General features: G+C 52.6%; 16 protein-coding genes. All 16 read left to right on the top strand.

Going from position 1 to position 19,115, the window contains the following annotated elements:
* Positions 1–10 precede the first annotated feature (10 nt).
* The 16 genes from K7P76_RS21790 to K7P76_RS21715 all read left to right on the top strand — a co-directional run bounded on the left by K7P76_RS21790 (position 11) and on the right by K7P76_RS21715 (position 18,939).
* Complete coding sequence (locus tag K7P76_RS21790) at positions 11–343, top strand: antibiotic biosynthesis monooxygenase (RefSeq protein WP_232187425.1); 333 nt, start codon at positions 11–13, stop codon at positions 341–343.
* A gap of 116 nt (positions 344–459) precedes the next feature.
* Entirely contained in the window at positions 460–1,647 is a 1,188-nt protein-coding gene (locus K7P76_RS21785; RefSeq protein ID WP_232187424.1) for a DUF4349 domain-containing protein, read from the top strand.
* A gap of 127 nt (positions 1,648–1,774) precedes the next feature.
* The gene (gene mraZ, locus K7P76_RS21780) at positions 1,775–2,212 is read left to right on the top strand and encodes a division/cell wall cluster transcriptional repressor MraZ (protein WP_232187423.1); all 438 of its coding nucleotides are present in this window, start codon (positions 1,775–1,777) and stop codon (positions 2,210–2,212) included.
* 74 nt (positions 2,213–2,286) lie between these two features.
* Positions 2,287–3,243: a 16S rRNA (cytosine(1402)-N(4))-methyltransferase RsmH gene (gene rsmH / locus K7P76_RS21775; RefSeq protein ID WP_232187422.1), complete on the top strand. Its 957-nt coding sequence runs from the start codon at positions 2,287–2,289 to the stop codon at positions 3,241–3,243.
* A 44-nt stretch (positions 3,244–3,287) separates the two neighbouring features.
* A complete protein-coding gene (gene ftsL, locus K7P76_RS21770) occupies positions 3,288–3,701 on the top strand; it encodes a cell division protein FtsL (RefSeq protein ID WP_232187421.1) in 414 nt (137 codons plus the stop codon).
* 24 nt (positions 3,702–3,725) lie between these two features.
* Positions 3,726–5,993, top strand: a complete 2,268-nt coding sequence (locus tag K7P76_RS21765; protein ID WP_232187420.1) for a penicillin-binding transpeptidase domain-containing protein — start codon at positions 3,726–3,728, stop codon at positions 5,991–5,993.
* An 88-nt stretch (positions 5,994–6,081) separates the two neighbouring features.
* Positions 6,082–8,010 carry a stage V sporulation protein D gene (locus tag K7P76_RS21760; protein ID WP_232187419.1) on the top strand — a complete coding sequence of 643 codons (1,929 nt, stop codon included), beginning with the start codon at positions 6,082–6,084 and terminating at the stop codon, positions 8,008–8,010.
* A gap of 82 nt (positions 8,011–8,092) precedes the next feature.
* Complete coding sequence (locus K7P76_RS21755; protein ID WP_232187418.1) at positions 8,093–9,580, top strand: UDP-N-acetylmuramoyl-L-alanyl-D-glutamate--2,6-diaminopimelate ligase; 1,488 nt, start codon at positions 8,093–8,095, stop codon at positions 9,578–9,580.
* Positions 9,580–10,986, top strand: coding sequence for a UDP-N-acetylmuramoyl-tripeptide--D-alanyl-D-alanine ligase (locus K7P76_RS21750; RefSeq protein WP_255678702.1), 1,407 nt, complete (start codon positions 9,580–9,582; stop codon positions 10,984–10,986). The genes K7P76_RS21755 and K7P76_RS21750 overlap by 1 nt, the downstream gene beginning before the upstream one ends.
* 4 nt (positions 10,987–10,990) lie before the next feature.
* The gene (gene mraY / locus K7P76_RS21745; RefSeq protein ID WP_232187416.1) at positions 10,991–11,953 is read left to right on the top strand and encodes a phospho-N-acetylmuramoyl-pentapeptide-transferase; all 963 of its coding nucleotides are present in this window, start codon (positions 10,991–10,993) and stop codon (positions 11,951–11,953) included.
* A 68-nt stretch (positions 11,954–12,021) separates the two neighbouring features.
* Positions 12,022–13,455, top strand: coding sequence for a UDP-N-acetylmuramoyl-L-alanine--D-glutamate ligase (gene murD, locus K7P76_RS21740; RefSeq protein ID WP_232187415.1), 1,434 nt, complete (start codon positions 12,022–12,024; stop codon positions 13,453–13,455).
* Between the two features lie 45 nt (positions 13,456–13,500).
* A complete protein-coding gene (gene spoVE, locus K7P76_RS21735) occupies positions 13,501–14,598 on the top strand; it encodes a stage V sporulation protein E (RefSeq protein ID WP_232187414.1) in 1,098 nt (365 codons plus the stop codon).
* A 5-nt stretch (positions 14,599–14,603) separates the two neighbouring features.
* Positions 14,604–15,713, top strand: a complete 1,110-nt coding sequence (gene murG / locus K7P76_RS21730; RefSeq protein ID WP_232187413.1) for an undecaprenyldiphospho-muramoylpentapeptide beta-N-acetylglucosaminyltransferase — start codon at positions 14,604–14,606, stop codon at positions 15,711–15,713.
* 154 nt (positions 15,714–15,867) lie between these two features.
* Positions 15,868–16,773, top strand: a complete 906-nt coding sequence (gene murB, locus K7P76_RS21725) for a UDP-N-acetylmuramate dehydrogenase (RefSeq protein ID WP_232187412.1) — start codon at positions 15,868–15,870, stop codon at positions 16,771–16,773.
* A gap of 16 nt (positions 16,774–16,789) precedes the next feature.
* Positions 16,790–18,064 (top strand): UDP-N-acetylglucosamine 1-carboxyvinyltransferase, encoded by a 1,275-nt coding sequence (murA, locus tag K7P76_RS21720; RefSeq protein WP_232187411.1) that lies wholly within the window; start codon positions 16,790–16,792, stop codon positions 18,062–18,064.
* A gap of 89 nt (positions 18,065–18,153) precedes the next feature.
* Positions 18,154–18,939 carry a cell division protein FtsQ/DivIB gene (locus tag K7P76_RS21715; RefSeq protein ID WP_232187410.1) on the top strand — a complete coding sequence of 262 codons (786 nt, stop codon included), beginning with the start codon at positions 18,154–18,156 and terminating at the stop codon, positions 18,937–18,939.
* Positions 18,940–19,115 lie beyond the last annotated feature (176 nt).

The raw sequence follows: 19,115 nt of genomic DNA, 5'->3' as shown, positions 1-19,115 counted from the left end.
GAGCTGTCATATGATCATTGTAACGAATACGATTCAAGTTAAGCCGGGTTACGGGGATATCATGAGGGAAAGATTTAAGACTCCGAAAAACGTACATACGTTTCCCGGTTTTGTGCGCATGGAGTTGTTGCAAACGCAAGGGTTGGAGGAGCACGAGGAATATCAAGTATGCACGGCTTGGGACAATAAGGAGTCTTTCGATGCCTGGGTGCAAAGCGATTCCTTTAAGCAAGCGCATGCGCAGCGCAGGGAAAGCGGCAACAGCGAGATGGTCATCGGAAACAAAATCACGCTGCATGAAGTCATAGTGTCCCATTTGCCCGCTCTTCCACAAGAGAGCTGACAAAAATTCCCGCTCGCTTAGCCGCGACGCGGGGTTTTTTATTATTTTCAGTTTAGGGAACATTTTCCTATTATTCTTCGTCTATGGTTGCAGAAACCTAAAAAGGGGAGATCTGGATGAAAGGGAAATGGGTTCGAGACGTTAGATCCGGTATCATGCTTCTGATGGTGGTTATGTTTGTGATCGGATTGACGGCATGCGGCGGGAGCAGCAAGGATAGTAATGCCGTCGCGCCAGCGGCGGGTGAGGCTGCTCCCGGGGAAGCTCTGAAGCAAGGGGACAGCATTTCTGTCACTTCCTCCGACCAGATAAGCTCCCAAAAGTCCTTGCAGTTCTCGGAAGCGGCTCCAGCTGCGAAGGCGGAAGCATCGTCAGCACCGGAAGCGCCCGCGGAAGGCGGGAATCAGAGCGGAGGCAGCGATTTAAGCGCGGTCGGTGGAGGCATCGGTGAGATCGCGGATGCGAATGCCGGGTTTGACCGGAAAGTCATCTATCGAGCCAATCTAGTCATGAAAGTAGAGGAATTCAAAACCGCCGAGGAGCAGCTGCTCAATCTCATTCATCTTGGCGGCGCATACGTGCTTCAATTTTCCGACAGCCGCAGTGCCGATGAGGTGGGCGCGACTTACGTAATTAAAGTTCCTTCCAGTGGCTTCTCACCGTTCCTGGAGAAGCTGCAGAAGATCAAAACTTTACATCGCGAACGGGAAGTGGAAGGCAGCGACGTGACGGAGGAATTCGTTGATCTGAATGCCCGCCTCAAAGCGAAGCAAGTAGTAGAGTCGCGATTGCTGGCTTTCATGGACAAGGCGGCCAAAACCGACGATCTCGTTCGTTTCTCCAACGAGCTGGCTCGGGTGCAGGAAGAAATCGAACAGATTAAAGGGCGAATTCGTTTTCTGGATCAGAATGTAGCTTTCTCTACGATTAATTTGCGCCTGTATCAAGCGACGGGAATCGAGGAAATCAAGGAAGAGAAGGTAGATGAAAAGCAAACCTTCAGCGAGCGGATATCCGATGCTTTGGCCGGAAGCACGAAAGTGCTTAGACAGTTCGGAGAAGGCGTGCTCGTCGTTGTAGCCGCTCTGTTGCCCGTCCTTATCGTCTTAACGGTGTTGGGTATACCGACCTTCTACTTCGTTAGTAAGCGCAGATCCGTAAGACGTGCCGTAACCGAAGAGAAAAGGAAAGCTTGGAACAGCTCTTTAGTACCTGTGGCGGAAACCGAAAAGGCTATCCCAGAGACGCCTCCCGAGGTGAAGCCGGATCCGGATGAGCAAGAACCTAACGACGGGATTCGTTAATCCCGTAAAATATTTTTTTGAAAATCCTGCTCTCGTGGCAGGATTTTTATTTTATGGCGCGAATATTCATCATAAGTGGTTCAGAGTGGTGGAAAGTGGTGAAGAATGGGGGAGGTGACGAGGGTTTATGTTTTTAGGCGAATTTCAGCATAGTATCGACGATAAGGGACGGATTATTATCCCGGCTAAATTTCGCGAAGCTCTCGGCACCGATTTCATCGTTACCCGTGGATTGGACAGTTGCTTGTTCGTCTATCCTCGCCATGAATGGGCCCAGCTTGAACAGAAAATCAAAAGTTTGCCGTCTATGGCCGCCAATGCGCGGGCTTTCTCCAGGCTGCTTTTCTCCGGCGCGTCCGAATGCGAATGGGATAAACAGGGAAGGGTAAACGTGCCGAATCACTTGCGCGATTACGCCAAGCTGGACAAAGAATGCACCGTCATCGGCGTTTCCAGCAGAGTGGAGATTTGGGATAAGGCGACTTGGGAGGAATACTCCCGGCAGTCGGCCGACTCCTTTAACGAAATCGCGGAGAAGCTGGTTGATTTCGATTTTAACTTCTAACCCGTTTACAACATCTAGTCAAATACATAAACAACGAAGACGGACCCGTAATCGGGTGCCGGGAGGCAGCCATTATGTTTCACCATGTTACCGTGTTGAAAGAGGAATCGGTTAAAGGCTTAAACATACGTCCGGACGGCATTTACGTCGATTGTACTTTGGGCGGAGCGGGACATAGCGAGTTGATCGCTTCTCAGCTCGGACCTCGAGGACGATTGATCGCGCTCGACCAGGACGAAGCCGCCCTCGCCAATGCGCGCGAACGATTAGCCGTTTACGGCGATATCGTAACTTTGGTGAAAAGCAACTTCCGGCACCTGAAGATGGCGCTCCGGACCGCAGGAGTTCCGGAGAAGGACGGCGTTCCGCAAGTCGACGGCGTGCTGTTCGACCTCGGAGTATCCAGTCCGCAGCTCGACGAAGCCGATCGCGGCTTCAGCTACAACCAGGACGCCGAGCTTGATATGCGCATGGACCGCGACGAATCGCTTACGGCGAAACAAATCGTCAACGAGTGGGACGAACGGGAAATTTCCAACATCCTGCGGGATTACGGAGAAGAGAAGTTCGCCCGCAAGATCGCGGCGAATATCGTTAAAGCCCGCGAGAAGGCGCCGATCGAGAAGACGGGAGAGCTGGCGGAGCTGATTAAGGTTTCGATACCCGCGGCAACTCGCCGTACGGGGCCTCATCCCGCTAAGCGTTCTTTCCAGGCGCTTCGCATTACGGTTAACGACGAGCTTGGTGCTTTCGAAGAAGCGTTGGAGCAAACGATCGATTGTTTAAGCCCTGGCGGCAGGGTAGCGGTTATTACGTTCCACTCGCTCGAGGATCGGATTTGCAAGCAGGCTTTCGCCAAGGAAGTTGCAAGCTGCACTTGTCCGACGGATTTTCCGATATGCGTGTGCGGCGGTGGAGACGGAAGGTTGAGGCTTACTCCGCGCAAGCCGATATTGCCGACCGAAGAAGAACTGGCGGCTAATCCGCGCGCACGTTCCTCTAAATTAAGGATTGCAGAGAAACTCGGTTAAAACGGGTTCAAAATAGAGAACATTGAGAGGGGCACAAGGAACAGATGGCATATTACGGCAACTTGGCGCTTCGTCCGGAGCGCATACAGGAAGAGAAAGTTCAACAAACCCAAACGACGCACAGAAGCAAGGTCACCCGCCGCCGTTCCATTCCGATCGGAGAAAAGCTATTATACTTGTTTACGATTGCGGTAGTGGTCGTAGTTGCGGGTTTTATTATTTTCCGTTACGCGCAAATCTATCAAATTAATGCTCAGATTCAAGTGAAAAACAAGACATACGAGCAAACCTCCGAGCAAATGAAAGAATTGCAGAGGGAAGTGGAACGTCTTAGCGATCCTAAGCTCATCGTCGAGAAAGCGACCGCGCAAGGAATGCGTCCAATCGCCAATAACGGCATCACAGTAACTTCCAAAGAAGGTCAAACCGCGATGGCTGACAAGCCTAACAAAGGATGATCGGGAAATGAAGAGGGCAATGCTATGACCAAGCGAATAAAACTGCGGACGTTGCTGATGGGAGGGCTAATCACCCTCCTTTTTCTCGGTTTGATCTTTCGCGTTTATTGGGTCCAGGTCGTTGAGGCGGACTTCTGGACCAAACAAGCAATGCAAACCTGGATTACGAGAGAGACGATCCCTCAAGAGCGCGGGATGCTGCTGGATCGCGATGGCAAGGTGTTAGCTGCCGATGCGATGGCCTATACGGTCGCCGTCGGACCTAAACAGATCGCCGAGCTTGAAAAGCTGAACCCCGATTGGAAGCTGACCGATCGAATCGTATCCAAGCTTCACATAGTGTTAGGGACGCCGGAAGACAAGCTGCGCAAGATCATTACGGCCAAGAAAGACGACGGCGTTACTTACCGCGATCAGGCGGAAGTCCATCCGGACGGCTGGAAGGTGGATAAAGCAATAAAGGATAGGCTTGCCGTCTTTCGTTCAGAGCTGCAAAAACTGACGGACAAAGATAACGTCGGCCTCTATTTCATGGAGGAACAAAAACGCTATTATCCTAACGGTTCTCTTGCTTCCCATATTCTCGGTTACGAGAATAAAGACGGCGTGGCAATCGAAGGTTTGGAAAAGAAGCTTAATGACCAACTAAGGGGGCAGCCGGGGTTCATCAAGTATCAGAAGGACGGCGCCCGGACCCAGCTTCCCAATGGGCAAGTGGAATACAAGCAAGCGGTAGATGGGAAAAACGTCACTTTAACGATAGACAGGGACATTCAATTTTATATCGAAGAAGCGCTCAGAAAGGCATATACGGAGTACAAGCCGATTAGTATCACGGCGATTGCCGCGGACCCGCAAACGATGGAAATTTTGGGAATGGCGAGCTTGCCCGACTATAACCCGAATACTTACGGGGAGACGAAAGACCAAAATTCGTTCAGGGACAACGCGATTCAGTCATTGTACGAGCCCGGTTCTACGTTTAAGATCGTGACTTTGGCCGGCGCGGTGCAGGAAGGTTTGTTCAAGCCGGACGATTTTTACAAATCGGGCTCCATTAAATACAGCGCGAAGGATAGGCCGGTCTATGACCATAACCGGGTAGGTTGGGGTCAAATTTCCTACTTGGACGGACTGAAGCATTCCAGTAACGTGGCGTTCGTTAAGCTCGGTTATGAAATGCTCGGCAAAGAGAGATTAGTCAAGTACATTACCGATTTCGGCTTCGGGCAGAAGACGGGCATCGAACTGCCGAATGAAGTTTCCAAATCTTTCAGCTTGAATTATCCATCCGAGGTCGCGACGGCCGCTTTCGGTCAAGGAAAAGTATTGGTTACGCCGATTCAACAGGTGGCGGCCGTAGCCGCGGTAGCTAATGGAGGCAAGCTTATGCAGCCGCATATCGTAAAGTCGATCAGTGATCCGACAACAGGCGAGAAGGTGGTGACGGAGCCCAAACTGATCCGTCAGGTCATCTCTGCCGAAACGTCGCGTAAAGTCGGCGAGTACTTGGAGACGGTCGTCAGCGATCAAGAAATCGGTACGGGTAAAAAAGCTTATATTCCCGGATACCGTATAGCCGGGAAAACGGGGACGGCGCAAAAGGTAACAAAAAGCGATGAGACGAACAAAAGCGGATATTCAAAGGACAGATACGTCGTTTCGTTTATCGGATATGCGCCGGTTGATAACCCGAAAGTCGTTCTGTACGTCGTCGTCGACGAGCCTCAAATCGACAATGCCGGAGGCGGTTCGGTAGCCGGTCCGATATTCAAGGAAATTATGGGCAAGTCGCTGCTTCATCTTGGCATAACGCCGAATTTACCGAAAATGCCGGATGCGTCCGCTTCTTCTGCCATAGCTTCGGCATCTTCATCAAAGGATGTTGAAGTGACCGCTACAGTGCCGGATGTATCGGGAATGACCGTTACGCAGGCGCGATCGCAGCTTAAGCAGCGTTCTTTCCCGGTTGGCGTGTTAGGCAACGGCAGCAAAGTTCTACAGCAACTGCCGAAGGCGGGAAGCGTACTGCCGGCTTCGCAGCAAATTTATTTGCTTACCGATACGAAGCCGGGTAACGTTCCCGACCTGAAAGGGATGTCGCTGCGGGATGCGCTGGAGATGTGCTCGCTTCTGAAGGTTGTTTGCACGGTTGACGGCCAAGGATACGTTAAAGCCCAGAAAGCGGTCAAAGTCGAAGGTAAATGGATTCTCCAGCTTACGCTTGCGCCTCCCGGGCAAGTTGAAGCAGCGCCTCCAGGTACAGCGGCATCGACCTCGCATGAAAGCTGAGGGCTTGTTCTAACCCCCTTTTTACAAGAATAGTCTGGAACTAAGCCCATTTAGGTTCAGACGTTCCCGGTAAAGGGGGTTTTTCGGATTGAAGGTTTCTCAGGTTACCGTTCGTAAAAGGCTTTATTTCGTATTAATATTGGCGGTGCTTGCTTTTGCGGCGATGGTGGCAAGGTTAGGTTATGTGCAGCTATGGATCGGCGGTGAAATTACGAAGAAGGCGGAGGATTCCTGGAGACGGGATATTCCTTTCCAAGCCAAGCGGGGTGAAATCGTCGACCGCAACGGAATCCGTCTGGCTTACAACATCAGCTCGCCGTCGATCATGGCCATCCCCGTGCAAATCAAAGATGTTAGGGAAACGGCGCGTAAGCTGATGGAGCCTCTGGGGATGTCGGAAGAGACGTTGGTCAAACTTCTGACGAAGAGGCAATCGAGCGTAGAGCTTAAGCCTGGCGGGCGAAAAATCACGACGGAAAAGGCGCTGGAAATTCGCAAACTGGAATTGCCCGGCATAGTGGTGTCCGAAGACAACAAACGATTTTATCCATTCGGAAGTCTGGCATCTCACGTGCTTGGCTTCACGGGAAGCTATAATCAAGGATTAACGGGCTTAGAGCTGCAGTACGATCAAAGATTGACGGGTTTGAGGGGAAGCGTGTCTTACTTATCGGATGCCGCAGGCAGGAAGATGCCGCAATCGTCGGACAATTTCGTGCCGCCGCAGGATGGCTTGTCGTTGCAATTGACGATCGATCAGACTATCCAGTCCATCGTTGAACGGGAGCTGGATCAAGCGATGCTGCAGTATCAGGCCAATAGCGTCATCGCGATCGCGATGAATCCGAATACCGGAGAAATATACGCGATGGGCAGCCGTCCAACCTTCGAGCCGGACAAATATCAGGAAGTATCCTCCGAGGTGTATAACCGGAACCTGCCGATTTGGATGACTTACGAGCCCGGTTCCACGTTTAAGATCATTACGCTCGCGGCGGCTTTGCAGGAAGGAAAAGTGAACCTGGAGCATGAGCATTTCTACGATCCCGGTTACATTGAAGTGGCGGGAGCGAAGCTGCGCTGCTGGAAGAAGGGCGGACACGGCAGCCAAACCTTCCTCGAAGTAGTCGAGAACTCCTGCAACCCGGGTTTTGTAACGCTCGGGCAGCGGTTGGGCAAGGATAAGCTGTTTTCTTATATTTACGATTTCGGCTTCGGGAAAAAAACGGGCATCGACTTGAAAGGGGAGGAGAACGGAATCATGTTCAAACCTAAGCAGGTCGGACCGGTAGAGCTCGCCACAACCGCTTTCGGACAGGGGGTTTCCGTTACGCCGATCCAGCAAATAACGGCAGTGTCGGCCGCGATTAATGGCGGGAAGCTGTATAAACCTTATGTATCCAAATCATGGATTGAACCGGACACCGGGATGGTATTGGAAGATGCCAAGCCGCAGCTCGTTCGTCAGGTCATTTCGCCGGAAACTTCGAAGAAGGTGAGAGAGGCGCTGGAGAAGGTTGTCGCGCAAGGAACGGGAGCCAAGGCGTTTCTGGACGGTTATCGGGTCGGAGGAAAAACGGGTACGGCGCAGAAGGTCGTAAACGGGCGGTATTCCCAGAATGAGCATATCGTTTCATTCATTGGGTTTGCACCAGCGGACGATCCGCAATTGATTGTTTACGTAGCGGTAGACAACCCGCAAGGCATCCAATTCGGAGGTGTCGTGGCCGCTCCGATCGTTCGCAATATTATGGCTGACGCCTTGCCTCATTTAGGCGTCAAACCTCGGACCAAACAAGTGGAGAAGGAATATAAATACGGGTCGGGGGAACCTCCGATCGTCACCGTTCCGAACCTGGTAGGCAAGACGGTATCCGATTTGTATGAAGACATGAATTCTAACTTTCAGCTAGCAACTTCTGGAAGCGGAAGCACGGTTATTCGGCAAGCTCCCGCCGCCGGAGCAAGGGTTGATAAGGGTTCGGTCATCCGCATCTATCTAGGCGCTTCGGACTAAAGTTTGCTATACCCCTTGAATGAATAGGAGTCATTGGACGATAATGAGGGTACGTCAGGTTAGCTGAAGGAGCCGGTTTCTTATGAATTTTTTTGAACTATCCCAACAATTGCTGCTAGCGCGAACAATCGGCGATCCGTCCGTTAACATCGATGCCTTGGAGGTCGATTCCCGCAAGGTGGTGCGCGGCTGCTTATTTTTTTGCTTGCCGGGGCATACGGTTGACGGGCATGACTATGCGGTTCAAGCGATCGAGCGGGGGGCTAGCGCTCTTGTTACGACACGTGAGCTCCCCGTATCCGTACCGCAGCTCGTCGTCCCGGATGCTCGTCAGGCGCTGGCGATCATAACCGATTTCTTCTATGGAAGACCTTCCCATAAGCTGCGTCCGATCGGGATTACCGGAACGAACGGGAAAACGACGACGACTTATTTAATCGAGCAAATATGGGCCGATGCAGGCGTTTCCGCTGGGGTTATAGGCACCATTGAAACGCGTTATGGAGGCCGCAGCTTCCCGATGTCGGGAACGACTCCCGACGTTCTTGAGCTTCAGCGGATTTTTCACGCCATGTTGGCGGAGGGGACGGAGCGCTGCGTCATGGAGGTGTCTTCCCATGCCTTGGAGCAAGGTCGGGTCAAGGGATGCCGCTTCAAAACCGCGGTGTTTACGAATCTAACCCAAGATCATCTTGATTATCACGGAACGATGGAAGCTTACGAAGCCGCCAAAGGACTGTTTTTTTCGCGGCTCGGCAATACGTTCTCGGACGATGCTAAGGAGCGTACTTTCACCGTGTTGAATAGCGACGATGAAGCTTCGGCTCGTTTCGCCAAGTTGACCTCTTCCGAAGTGTTGACCTACGGCATTGAGAACGATGCCCATCTTAAAGCATCCGACGTAAAGATTACGGCTACCGGCACGTCTTTCATGCTTCAATCCTTCCGCGGCAATCGTCAAGTCAACTTGCAGCTCGTAGGGAAATTTAACGTATATAACGCGCTAGCCGCTCTAGGCGCTGCTTTGTGCGAGGGCATCAATTTGGATGAAGCCGTCCGAAGCTTGGAGAGAATTCCGGGTGTGCCCGGGCGCGTTGAAGCGGTGGTCGAGGGGCAACCCTATGCCGTAATCGTCGATTATGCCCACACCCCCGACGGATTAGAGAACGTTCTTCATACGGTCAAAGAGTTGGCAACAAGGGACGTAATATGCGTATTTGGCTGCGGGGGGGACCGGGATGCGACTAAACGTCCGATAATGGGTCGCATCGCCGGCGAACTCGCGAATCGATTAATCGTAACGAGCGACAATCCAAGAACGGAAGATCCGCTCGCCATATTACGCGATGTTGAAGCCGGTTTGATTAAAGCCGGCATTCCCCGGGAGCGTTACGAACTGGTACCCGATAGACGCCTCGCCATAGAAAAAGCGGTTGAAATGGCAAGCCCAGGCGATGTAGTATTGATTGCGGGGAAAGGCCATGAGACGTATCAGCTCATCGGCGGGGTCACCTACGATTTCGATGACCGCCTCGTAGCGAAAGAAGCGATAAGGAGTCGAAGCAAGTGATGCAAGCAACGGTTCGCGAAGTGGCCGGATGGTGCGGCGCCGAGGAGATTACGAATGTCTCCGATCAAGATAGCCTTATATTATCAGGCGTTTCGACCGATACGCGCAAAATACGACCCGGACAATTATTCGTACCGTTATCGGGAGACCGGTTTGACGGGCACGATTACATTCATACGGCCCGGGAAGCAGGAGCTTCCGCTGCCTTGTGGGGTAGAAGGAAACCTATGCCCGATGCCGACATCGGCATCCCGTTAATTATTGTTGATAATACTTTAGAAGCCTTGCAAGCAATAACAGTTGGCTATTTGAGCCAATTGCAGGCGAAAGTCGTTGCGATAACGGGGAGCAACGGGAAAACGACGACGAAAGATTTAATTTCCTCCGTGTTGGAAACCCGATATCGGGTACATAAAACAGAGGGCAATTACAATAATCATATCGGTTTGCCGCTTACGATCCTAAGCGCGGCGCAAGAAACCGAAGTGCTTGTACTTGAAATGGGGATGAGCGGAGCAGGAGAAATCTCCCTCTTGTCCCGAATCGGGCAGCCCGATATAGCGGTCATCACCAATGTGGGAGAATCCCACTTGCTGCAGCTCGGCTCCCGCAGGAACATTGCCCGGGCCAAGCTCGAGATAACGGACGGGTTAAAGCCGGGAGGAACGCTTGTGTATTACGGCGACGAGCCGTTGTTATCCGAAGAACTAGCTGCCAGAAATTTGGGGAAAAAAGTTAAAATCGTCACTTTCGGAGAAAATCCGGAAAACGACTGGATTGCGCGTTACATCAGGGTAACCGCCGAAGGAACGCAATTTACCGCCTTAGGAGATACAGATACAAATGTTGAATTGCCCGTGCCGGGCAGGCATAATGCGGTGAACGCCCTCGCGGCCATTGCCGTCGGACGATTGCTTGGACTATCCTTCGACGAGATCGGGATAGGGTTGAAGTCGGCGAAGCTTACGGGAATGAGAATAGAGAGAAGCTCCGCCAAGAACGGGGCCGTCATTCTCAATGACGCTTACAATGCCAGTCCTACTTCCGTTAAGGCGGCGATTGATCTAGTTGCGGAATTATCCGGCTTTCGACGGAAGTGGGTTGTACTGGGCGACATGCTGGAGCTCGGACCGGATGAAATCGCCCTCCATGGTGCAATCGGCAGCTATTTGAGCGAGTCTAAAACCGATAACGTAATTGCATTCGGGCCGTTGTCGGAGCAAACGTATATTGAAGCAAAGCCGAGGTTTCCGGGTGATAAAGCCATGCATTTCCGGGACAAGGGCGCTTTAATGGACTACTTGCTGGAACACCTCGATTCTGAGGACTTGGTACTTGTCAAAGCATCCAGAGGGATGCGTTTGGAAGAAATCGTTACGGCATTGCAGAAAGGAGCCAGGAGGTGACGGAATGGACTATACATCGATTTTTTGGACGTTAGGCGTTTCATTCGTACTTGCGGTATTGCTCGGGCCTCTGTTTATTCCGCTCCTGCGCAGGCTTAAATTCGGGCAGCAGGTGCGCGTCGACGGTCCTGAGTCCCATTTGAAGAAAACAGGCACGCCGACGATGGGCGGCATTATCATCTTGGTTGCTTTGACGCTTGCTTTTTTGAAATTCGCCGATAAAGGGCCGGAATATTGGGCTCTTTTGACCGCATGCTTAGGTTTTGGACTTATCGGATTTTTGGACGATTATATTAAAATTGTTTTCAAGCGTTCGCTTGGGTTGACGGCGAAGCAGAAGCTGTTCGGCCAATTGCTGTTTTCCGCCATTTTTTGCTATATTCTCTATGATATGAATCACAGCACGGTAGTAGGCGTTCCGGGAACGGATTGGTCGATCGATCTGGGCTGGTCGTACTATTTGTTAGTCGTTATCATGTTTCTGGGATCGACGAACGCCGTTAATTTCACGGATGGCTTGGATGGGTTGTTATCCGGGACAAGCGCCTTGGCGTTCGGAGCTTTCGCGGTTATCGCTTTGGAAGCGACGCAGCCGCAATCGGCCGTATTCAGCGCAGCGGTAGTAGGAGCCGTGTTAGGCTTCCTCGTCCACAACGCGCATCCGGCCAAAATCTTCATGGGGGATACCGGCTCGCTCGGACTCGGCGGGGGCATTGCCGCGGTTGCGATTTTAACGAAAACGGAGCTGCTGCTCATCGTCATCGGCGGCGTGTTCGTTCTTGAGATGCTGTCGGTCATTATTCAAGTCGCCTCATTCAAGACACGGGGCAAACGGGTTTTCAAAATGAGCCCGATCCACCACCATTTCGAGCTTTCGGGCTGGTCGGAGTGGCGGGTCGTCACGACCTTCTGGTTCGTGGGCCTGTTGTTGGCGGGAGCCGGGCTGCTGTTGTATAAGGCGAGTTAAGTGCGACCAAACCGAGCAGCGCCTCTGGCGTCTGCGGTTTGTTGTCACTCCAAAGGGGCTATAACGACATGATGCGACTTACATCTTACCGAGGGCGGCGAGTCGTCGTTCTCGGCTTGGCGAGGAGCGGTGTCGCCGCCGCCAAACTGTTTCACGGCGTCGGCGCCGACGTGATCGTCAACGACAAGAAGGAACGCGAGCAATGCCCTGAAGCCGATGAACTTACGGCTTTGGGCATTTCTGTTGTGTGCGGGGGTCATCCCGAAGGGCTGGTCACGGTGGAAACCGCGTTGTTGGTCAAAAACCCGGGCATTCCTTATTCGGCCGATCCGGTCGTTGCCGCGGAGCGGCTTGGCGTCGAAGTGGTCAGCGAGGTGGAGGTAGCAGGCCAATTGTCGCCGGCTCCCCTCATCGGCATTACGGGTTCCAACGGCAAGACGACCACGACGACGTTAACCGGAGTGCTGTTGGAAGCCGCCGGGCTTAAGCCGCTTGTCGCGGGCAATATCGGGCGGCCGCTAAGCGAGGCGGCGCAAGAGGTAGCGGAGGACGGATGGCTTGTTGCCGAGCTGAGCAGCTTTCAGTTAAAGGGAACGTCGGATTTTCGCCCGCGCATCGCTTGTTTGCTGAATGTTTCGGAGACGCATCTGGATTATCACGGGACGATGGAGGATTATGTCGGTTCCAAGGCGAAATTGTTCGAGAATCAAACGCCGGACGACGTTGCCATCTATAACGAGGATGACGAAACATGCCGTTTCCTGGCGGCAAAGTTCAAAGCAAGAAGGATGCCGTTTTCTTTAACGCGCACATTATCGCAAGGCGTCATGGTGGATCCGCCCTATCCGGACGTGCGTCCGGGCGAGGACGAGATCGAGGCGGAAAGGTGGATCGTCCATCGGGATGAGGACAGGCTGGAGCAGCGGATCATTCGCGTTGACGAGCTAGGCATCCCCGGACGCCATAATACGGCGAACGCCTTGGCGGCTATCGCCATCGCCTTGGCGGCCGGCGCGGAACCGCGGAAGCTGGTTGAGCCGCTGCGTGATTTCCGCGGAGTGGAGCACCGACTAGAGTATGTCGGGACATTTGGCGGCGTGAAGTATTATAACGATTCCAAGGCAACGAATCCGATGGCAACGACGATGTCGATATTGTCATTGCCCTCGCCCCTTATCCTCATTGCGGGAGGGCTGGATCGAGGCTCCGACTACATGGAGCTGCTTCCGGTTTTTCGGGACCGGCTTAAAGGTCTTGCCGCGATCGGGCAAACGAGGGAGAAGATCGGCCGCGTGGCCGCGTTATCCGGTTTAACGAGCGTCAAAATCGTCGAACCTGTAGATAACGCCGAGCTGACGCTTCGCCGTGCCGTAGAGGAAGCTGCCGCGATGGCGGTGCCCGGAGATACCGTTCTCCTGTCGCCTGCTTGCGCCAGTTGGGACATGTTCCCCTCCTATGAGGTACGAGGTCGCATTTTTAAGCAATCGGCGCATACGTTGTAGTAGGGGGCCCGTCCCCACTTCTGCAAACCGTGAGGTGCCCGGTTCATGGCCAAAACACGTTCCGTTCCCGATTTATGGATGATCGCCGCTACGCTTGGCATTCTGGCCATCGGCGTAGTAATGGTGTATAGCGCTAGCGCTGTCGCAGCTTTTCATGATTACGGAGATTCTTTTTATTATGTGAAAAGACAACTGCTGTTCGCCGTGTTAGGCGTAGTTTCTATGTTCGTAATGATGAACGTAGAATATGCCTTTTGGCGGAAATGGGCGGTTCCGGCACTGTTGATCTGTTTCGGCATGCTGGTCATCGTTCTGATTCCGGGGCTCGGAGTTGTCCGGGGCGGCGCTCGAAGCTGGCTCGGGATCGGCTCGTTCGGCATTCAGCCTTCCGAATTCATGAAGCTGGCGATGATTCTGTTCATGGCCAAACTTCTCTCGGAGAGGCAAAATCAAATTACCCGATTTACAACCGGATTGCTTCCGCCGCTTGGCATTATGGGCATAGCGTTCGGGCTGATTATGCTGCAGCCGGACTTAGGCACGGGTGCGGTAATGATCGGCGCTGCCTTGCTTGTCATTTATGTAGCGGGAGCGAGAGTCGCTCACCTAGGCGGATTAGCCTTATTAGGCCTTGCGGGATTAATCGGACTCATAGCCGCCGCGCCTTACCGTTTGCAGCGGATAACGGCTTTTCTAGACCCGTGGCAAGATCCGCTGGGTGCTGGGTACCAATCCATACAGTCGCTGTACGCGATCGGTCCCGGTGGCTTGGTAGGTCTTGGTCTCGGAATGAGCCGTCAGAAATACAATTATTTACCGGAGCCGCAAACCGATTTTATATTTTCTATTCTTTCGGAGGAGCTCGGATTTATTGGAGGCTCCTTGCTGCTTATGTTGTTCTTGTTACTGATTTGGCGCGGTATGAGAACGGCGATAACTCTTTCAGATCCGTTCGGCAGCTTGCTTGCCACGGGTATCGTCGGTATCATTGCCGTACAGGTGTTAATTAATATCGGCGTCGTTATCGGGTTGCTGCCGGTAACGGGCATCACGCTTCCGTTAGTCAGCTACGGAGGATCGTCGCTCACGCTGTTATTGACGGCGCTTGGCATTTTACTTAATTTATCCCGTTATTCGAGGTGACTTACATGCGTGTCGTATTGACCGGCGGAGGTACCGGAGGACATATTTATCCTGCTTTGGCCATTGGCCGGGAAGTAACGGCGAGAGAGCCGGGTTCGTCCTTGCTCTACATCGGAACGAGCCGCGGCTTGGAAGGCCGGATCGTTCCGCAGCAAGGCATCGCCTTCGAAGACATTACGATTACCGGATTCCGGCGATCGTTATCTTGGGACAACGTGCGAACGGTAATGCGTTTTGTGCAGGGAGTGCGTCGTTCTAAACAACTACTTAGAAAATTCAAACCCGATGTCGTCGTAGGAACCGGAGGTTACGTGTGCGGACCTGTCGTATATGCGGCATCAAGGCTGGGCATTCCGACGCTCATTCATGAGCAGAATGTCATACCGGGGCTCACTAATAAATTTTTAAGCCGTTACGCGCAAGGGGTCGCGGTCAGTTTTGCGGAATCCGTCCCCTATTTCAGCCGCTGCCCTGACGTGGTGCACGCAGGTAATCCATGTGCTACGACGGTGTTGAGTGCCGATCGGAATAAAGGTTTCGCATCGCTCGGATTGTTGCCGGAGACGCCGTTTGTTCTAGTTGCCGGCGGGAGCGGGGGAGCGAAAGCTCTTAACGAGGCCATGACGGAAATGATGCCGTTATTACCTAAGCTGGCCGACACGCATTTCGTTTTCGTGACGGGGGAAAGATTCTACGAAGAAACCGAGACGCGAATAAGAAAATTAATGCCGGCAGCGGCGAATCGGGTCCAAGTGCTTCCGTATATTCACAATATGCCGGAAGTCCTCGCGGCTGCATCTCTTTTCATTGGCCGTGCGGGCGCTTCTTTTCTTGCGGAAATCACGGCGCTCGGTATTCCATCCGTATTGATCCCTTCTCCGAACGTAACGAACAACCACCAAGAAGCTAATGCCAGAAGCCTGGCGGATGCCGGCGCGGCGGTTATGATACTCGAACGGGATTTAACGGGCAGCTTATTATTCAGCCACATCAGTGCCATTATGGGCAATATTGCGCATAGGCGTTCAATGGCTCTTGCCTCGCGCAAACTCGGCATGCCTGAAGCTGCTTCCACGATATACGATCAAATCGTCCGGTTAAGCCGGAAATCATAAACCATTTTGTCTTTCGCTAGGCTTGCTAATGGGCGTTTGTCACCACCCCCGCCCAGTCGTCATAAGATACAACGTGATCGTGACTGCCGAACTTGCAGGCGCCGGTAACGACGACAGCGTGCAGCCCTGAAGGACTTGTAAGGAGGAAATCTCGATGCAGCAGTTGGTCGCTGAGCTTGAACAAGCACGAATCGGCTATGTGAGGCTAAACGAGCCGCTTGCCGGATATACGACTTGGAAAATCGGCGGACCCGCGGATTTATTTCTGATCCCGGGAACCGAAGAAGAGCTGTCGGCAGCTTTAACGCTGTTGCACCGCCATGGCGTACCATGGTGCGTACTAGGTCGGGGCTCCAATACTCTGGTATCCGATAAAGGGGTTCGCGGGGCCGTCATCAAGCTAGGCGACGGCTTCGACGATGTACGGTTTGAAGGCAATACGGTGATTGCGGGAGCATCGTATTCTTTCATCAAGCTGTCGGTCATGTCGGGCAAGGAAGGGCTGACCGGCTTGGAATTCGCCGGAGGAATTCCCGGAACGGTTGGCGGTGCCGTGTATATGAATGCCGGCGCGCACAGTTCGGACATCTCGCGTATCTTACAGTCAGTCGACATTACGTGGGAAGACGGGAGCAGGGCAGTACTCGGGAATGATCAGATGGCGTTTTCCTATCGCCACTCCATTTTGCATGAACGGCGGGGTATCGTTACTCGTGCGGTTTTCCGTCTGGCTAACGGGGACCGCAAGGAGATTGCGGCAGCGCTTGCTTCGTTCAAAGATCGCCGACTCCGTACCCAGCCGCTCCAAATGGCTTGCGCAGGCAGCGTGTTCCGCAATCCGCCGAACGATCATGCCGCAAGGCTCATCGAAGCGGCCGGGTTAAAGGGGCAACGCGAGGGTGCGGCTGAAGTTTCCCAGTTACATGCCAACTTTATCGTCAACCACGGCGGTGCTTCGGCTGAGGACGTCCTCACCCTCATGCGACGAGTTCAACAAACGGTCGAACAAACCTATGGAGTATCGTTAGTGCCGGAGGTTCTCTTGTTGGGTGAGCGGTAACCCGGAGGTGAAACCCTTGGACAATTTGGTGATTGAAGGCGGGCATCCGCTTTCGGGCACCATTCGTATCCACGGAGCCAAAAATGCCGCTTTGCCGATTTTGGCCGCCAGCTTGCTCGCGGAAGGAAAGGTGACGATCCGCAACGTTCCAAGGCTGCTTGATATCGAAGTGATGCTGGACATTTTGCGGGATCTCGGGTGTAAAGCCCGACATCAGGATACGGTGGTGACGGTCGAAACGGCAGTCGCAACATCCTCTCACATTCCGGAGACATTGATGCGGAAAATGCGTTCTTCGGTTTTTTTAATGGGGCCTCTTCTCGCTCGTTTCGGAGAAGTTCAGCTCTATCAACCAGGGGGATGCGCCATCGGCGAAAGAAAGATTGATTTGCATTTGCGCGGTCTTGCGGCTCTAGGTGCGAATATAGAAGAGAAGGGCAGCAGGATCGTCTGCTCCGCCCGTCGACTCAAAGGAGCCGAAATTAGTTTAGATTTTCCTAGCGTCGGAGCGACGGAAAATATTATGATGGCCGCAGTCCTTGCTCAAGGAAGGACAACGATCATCGGAGCTGCAAGAGAGCCTGAAATCCAGGATTTGCAGCAATTTCTCAACGAGATGGGCGCTCAAGTACAGGGCGCAGGTACGGATATGTTAACGATAGACGGAGTTAACTCCTTAAGAGGTTGTGATTTTGAGGTCATCCCCGACCGGATCGTAACCGGCACCGTCATGGTTGCCGCAGCGGCCACGCGCGGGGAAGTGACGCTCGAGAATACGCAGCCGAGTCACCTTACGTCCCTCGTTCATGTGCTTCGCCGCGCCGGTGTTCAAATCGAGGTAGGCAATGATATAATAAACGTCGGTGCGTACAAACGCCCTCTGGCGGTTGATCGCATCGTAACGTCGCCTTATCCCGCTTTTCCGACCGATTTGCAGGCCCAGGTCATGACGCTGCTGTCGTTAGCGGATGGGGTAAGCTTGATGAAGGAAACGGTGTTCGAAGGGCGCTTTAAGCACGTGGATGAACTGTGCCGGATGGGGGCCGACATTCGCGTCGATCTGAATAATGCTTTTATTCGCGGAGTGCCGCAGCTTTACGGCACTACGGTCGAAGCGACCGATTTGCGCGCGGGAGCGGCGCTTGTCATCGCGGGTTTGGCGGCGCAAGGTCTTACTGTCGTGGAGCAAGTGCACCATATCGATCGCGGCTACGACCGGATCGAGGAGATGTTCCGCCAAATTGGCGGAAAAATTACCCGTGAAGTCCACAGAAGCAAAGTTTGCAGCTAACGGAGAAGTTTCCCCCGCCGCAGAATTTTTTTCCGCCGCGGGGTTTCTTATACGTAAACATTGGACAAGCACTGAAAGGGGGACGGACAATGACCGATCGCATTCCCGCTTTGAAGCGGGAAGAAGAAGTACCACGGACTCGACGCGGCAGAAAATTGCTTAGAATTCTGATTGCTCTTTTTATAATCGTGCTTATCGTGTTGTTTTTCCGTTCCCCTCTATCCAAAATTTCGGAAATTCGAATAACCGGCATGGAATACCTCCGCAAAGAGGAAGTTGCGAATGCTCTCGGAGTTGCTCCGGGCGATTCTTTTTTTATTCCGAGCATTGGTCAGCTGAAAAAGAAGGTTAGTTCGTTAAAACCGATTGAAAGTGTTAAGATTATAAAGAAATTCCCCGGCGTAATAAGTGTTGAAGTCAAGGAATATTCCCAAGTAGCCGTTCAGCTTACGGCAGACGGCAAAGTATTTGCCGTACTGTCCAACGGATTGTCCTTGCCCATGCCCGACGGGAGCTTGCTCGATAAGCCGATTTTATCCGGATGGAAGCCGGAAGATCCGAACTTGATTGCCCTTTGCGGTGTTCTGAGCGGATTGCCTAGTTACCTTCTTGCGGATTTGTCCGAGATTCACCCTGATCCATCCGTCTCTTATCCGAACCGGATCAAGCTCTTTACCCGTTCGCGCTTTGAAGTCGTGACAACTGTGGAAAAGTTGAAGGATAAAATTTCCTATATTAGCGATATCGTGCAAAATCGGGAACCTGGGAAGATAATAATGTTGGAAGCGGACACTTATTTGCCGTATTCCGCGGAAAATGTAACCGATGCATCGCAGGGAGCTAATAAACTTAAGGAAAAGGACTCTACTCAATAGACAAAAATAATGCTAGAATTTCATTTATGGGTGAAATGGGTATTCTAATAGAGTCTCTGCTCATCGCCCTTCATGAACGACCAAAAAAATTGTAGAAAAAAGAGGGAAAACCTCGTGGATGTGGAATAAGTAGAGGAAGCATCCCTTGTTCGCAGCCATTTTCATTGATCTACGGG

This window comes from Cohnella silvisoli (assembly GCF_021190915.1).
GTDB classification, from domain to species: domain Bacteria; phylum Bacillota; class Bacilli; order Paenibacillales; family Paenibacillaceae; genus Cohnella; species Cohnella silvisoli.
The sequence above is the reverse complement of the archived record's forward strand: the minus strand, read 5'-3'. Positions and strand labels throughout refer to the sequence as shown.

Excerpts from the sequence above, each read along its gene's own strand:
- K7P76_RS21790 (WP_232187425.1), top strand. The coding sequence starts at position 11 with ATGATCATTGTAACGAATACGATTCAAGTTAAGCCGGGTTACGGGGAT.
- K7P76_RS21785 (WP_232187424.1), top strand. The coding sequence starts at position 460 with ATGAAAGGGAAATGGGTTCGAGACGTTAGATCCGGTATCATGCTTCTG.
- mraZ (WP_232187423.1), top strand. The coding sequence starts at position 1,775 with ATGTTTTTAGGCGAATTTCAGCATAGTATCGACGATAAGGGACGGATT.
- rsmH (WP_232187422.1), top strand. The coding sequence starts at position 2,287 with ATGTTTCACCATGTTACCGTGTTGAAAGAGGAATCGGTTAAAGGCTTA.
- ftsL (WP_232187421.1), top strand. The coding sequence starts at position 3,288 with ATGGCATATTACGGCAACTTGGCGCTTCGTCCGGAGCGCATACAGGAA.
- K7P76_RS21765 (WP_232187420.1), top strand. The coding sequence starts at position 3,726 with ATGACCAAGCGAATAAAACTGCGGACGTTGCTGATGGGAGGGCTAATC.
- K7P76_RS21755 (WP_232187418.1), top strand. The coding sequence starts at position 8,093 with ATGAATTTTTTTGAACTATCCCAACAATTGCTGCTAGCGCGAACAATC.
- K7P76_RS21750 (WP_255678702.1), top strand. The coding sequence starts at position 9,580 with ATGCAAGCAACGGTTCGCGAAGTGGCCGGATGGTGCGGCGCCGAGGAG.
- mraY (WP_232187416.1), top strand. The coding sequence starts at position 10,991 with ATGGACTATACATCGATTTTTTGGACGTTAGGCGTTTCATTCGTACTT.
- murD (WP_232187415.1), top strand. The coding sequence starts at position 12,022 with ATGATGCGACTTACATCTTACCGAGGGCGGCGAGTCGTCGTTCTCGGC.
- spoVE (WP_232187414.1), top strand. The coding sequence starts at position 13,501 with ATGGCCAAAACACGTTCCGTTCCCGATTTATGGATGATCGCCGCTACG.
- murG (WP_232187413.1), top strand. The coding sequence starts at position 14,604 with ATGCGTGTCGTATTGACCGGCGGAGGTACCGGAGGACATATTTATCCT.
- murB (WP_232187412.1), top strand. The coding sequence starts at position 15,868 with ATGCAGCAGTTGGTCGCTGAGCTTGAACAAGCACGAATCGGCTATGTG.
- K7P76_RS21715 (WP_232187410.1), top strand. The coding sequence starts at position 18,154 with ATGACCGATCGCATTCCCGCTTTGAAGCGGGAAGAAGAAGTACCACGG.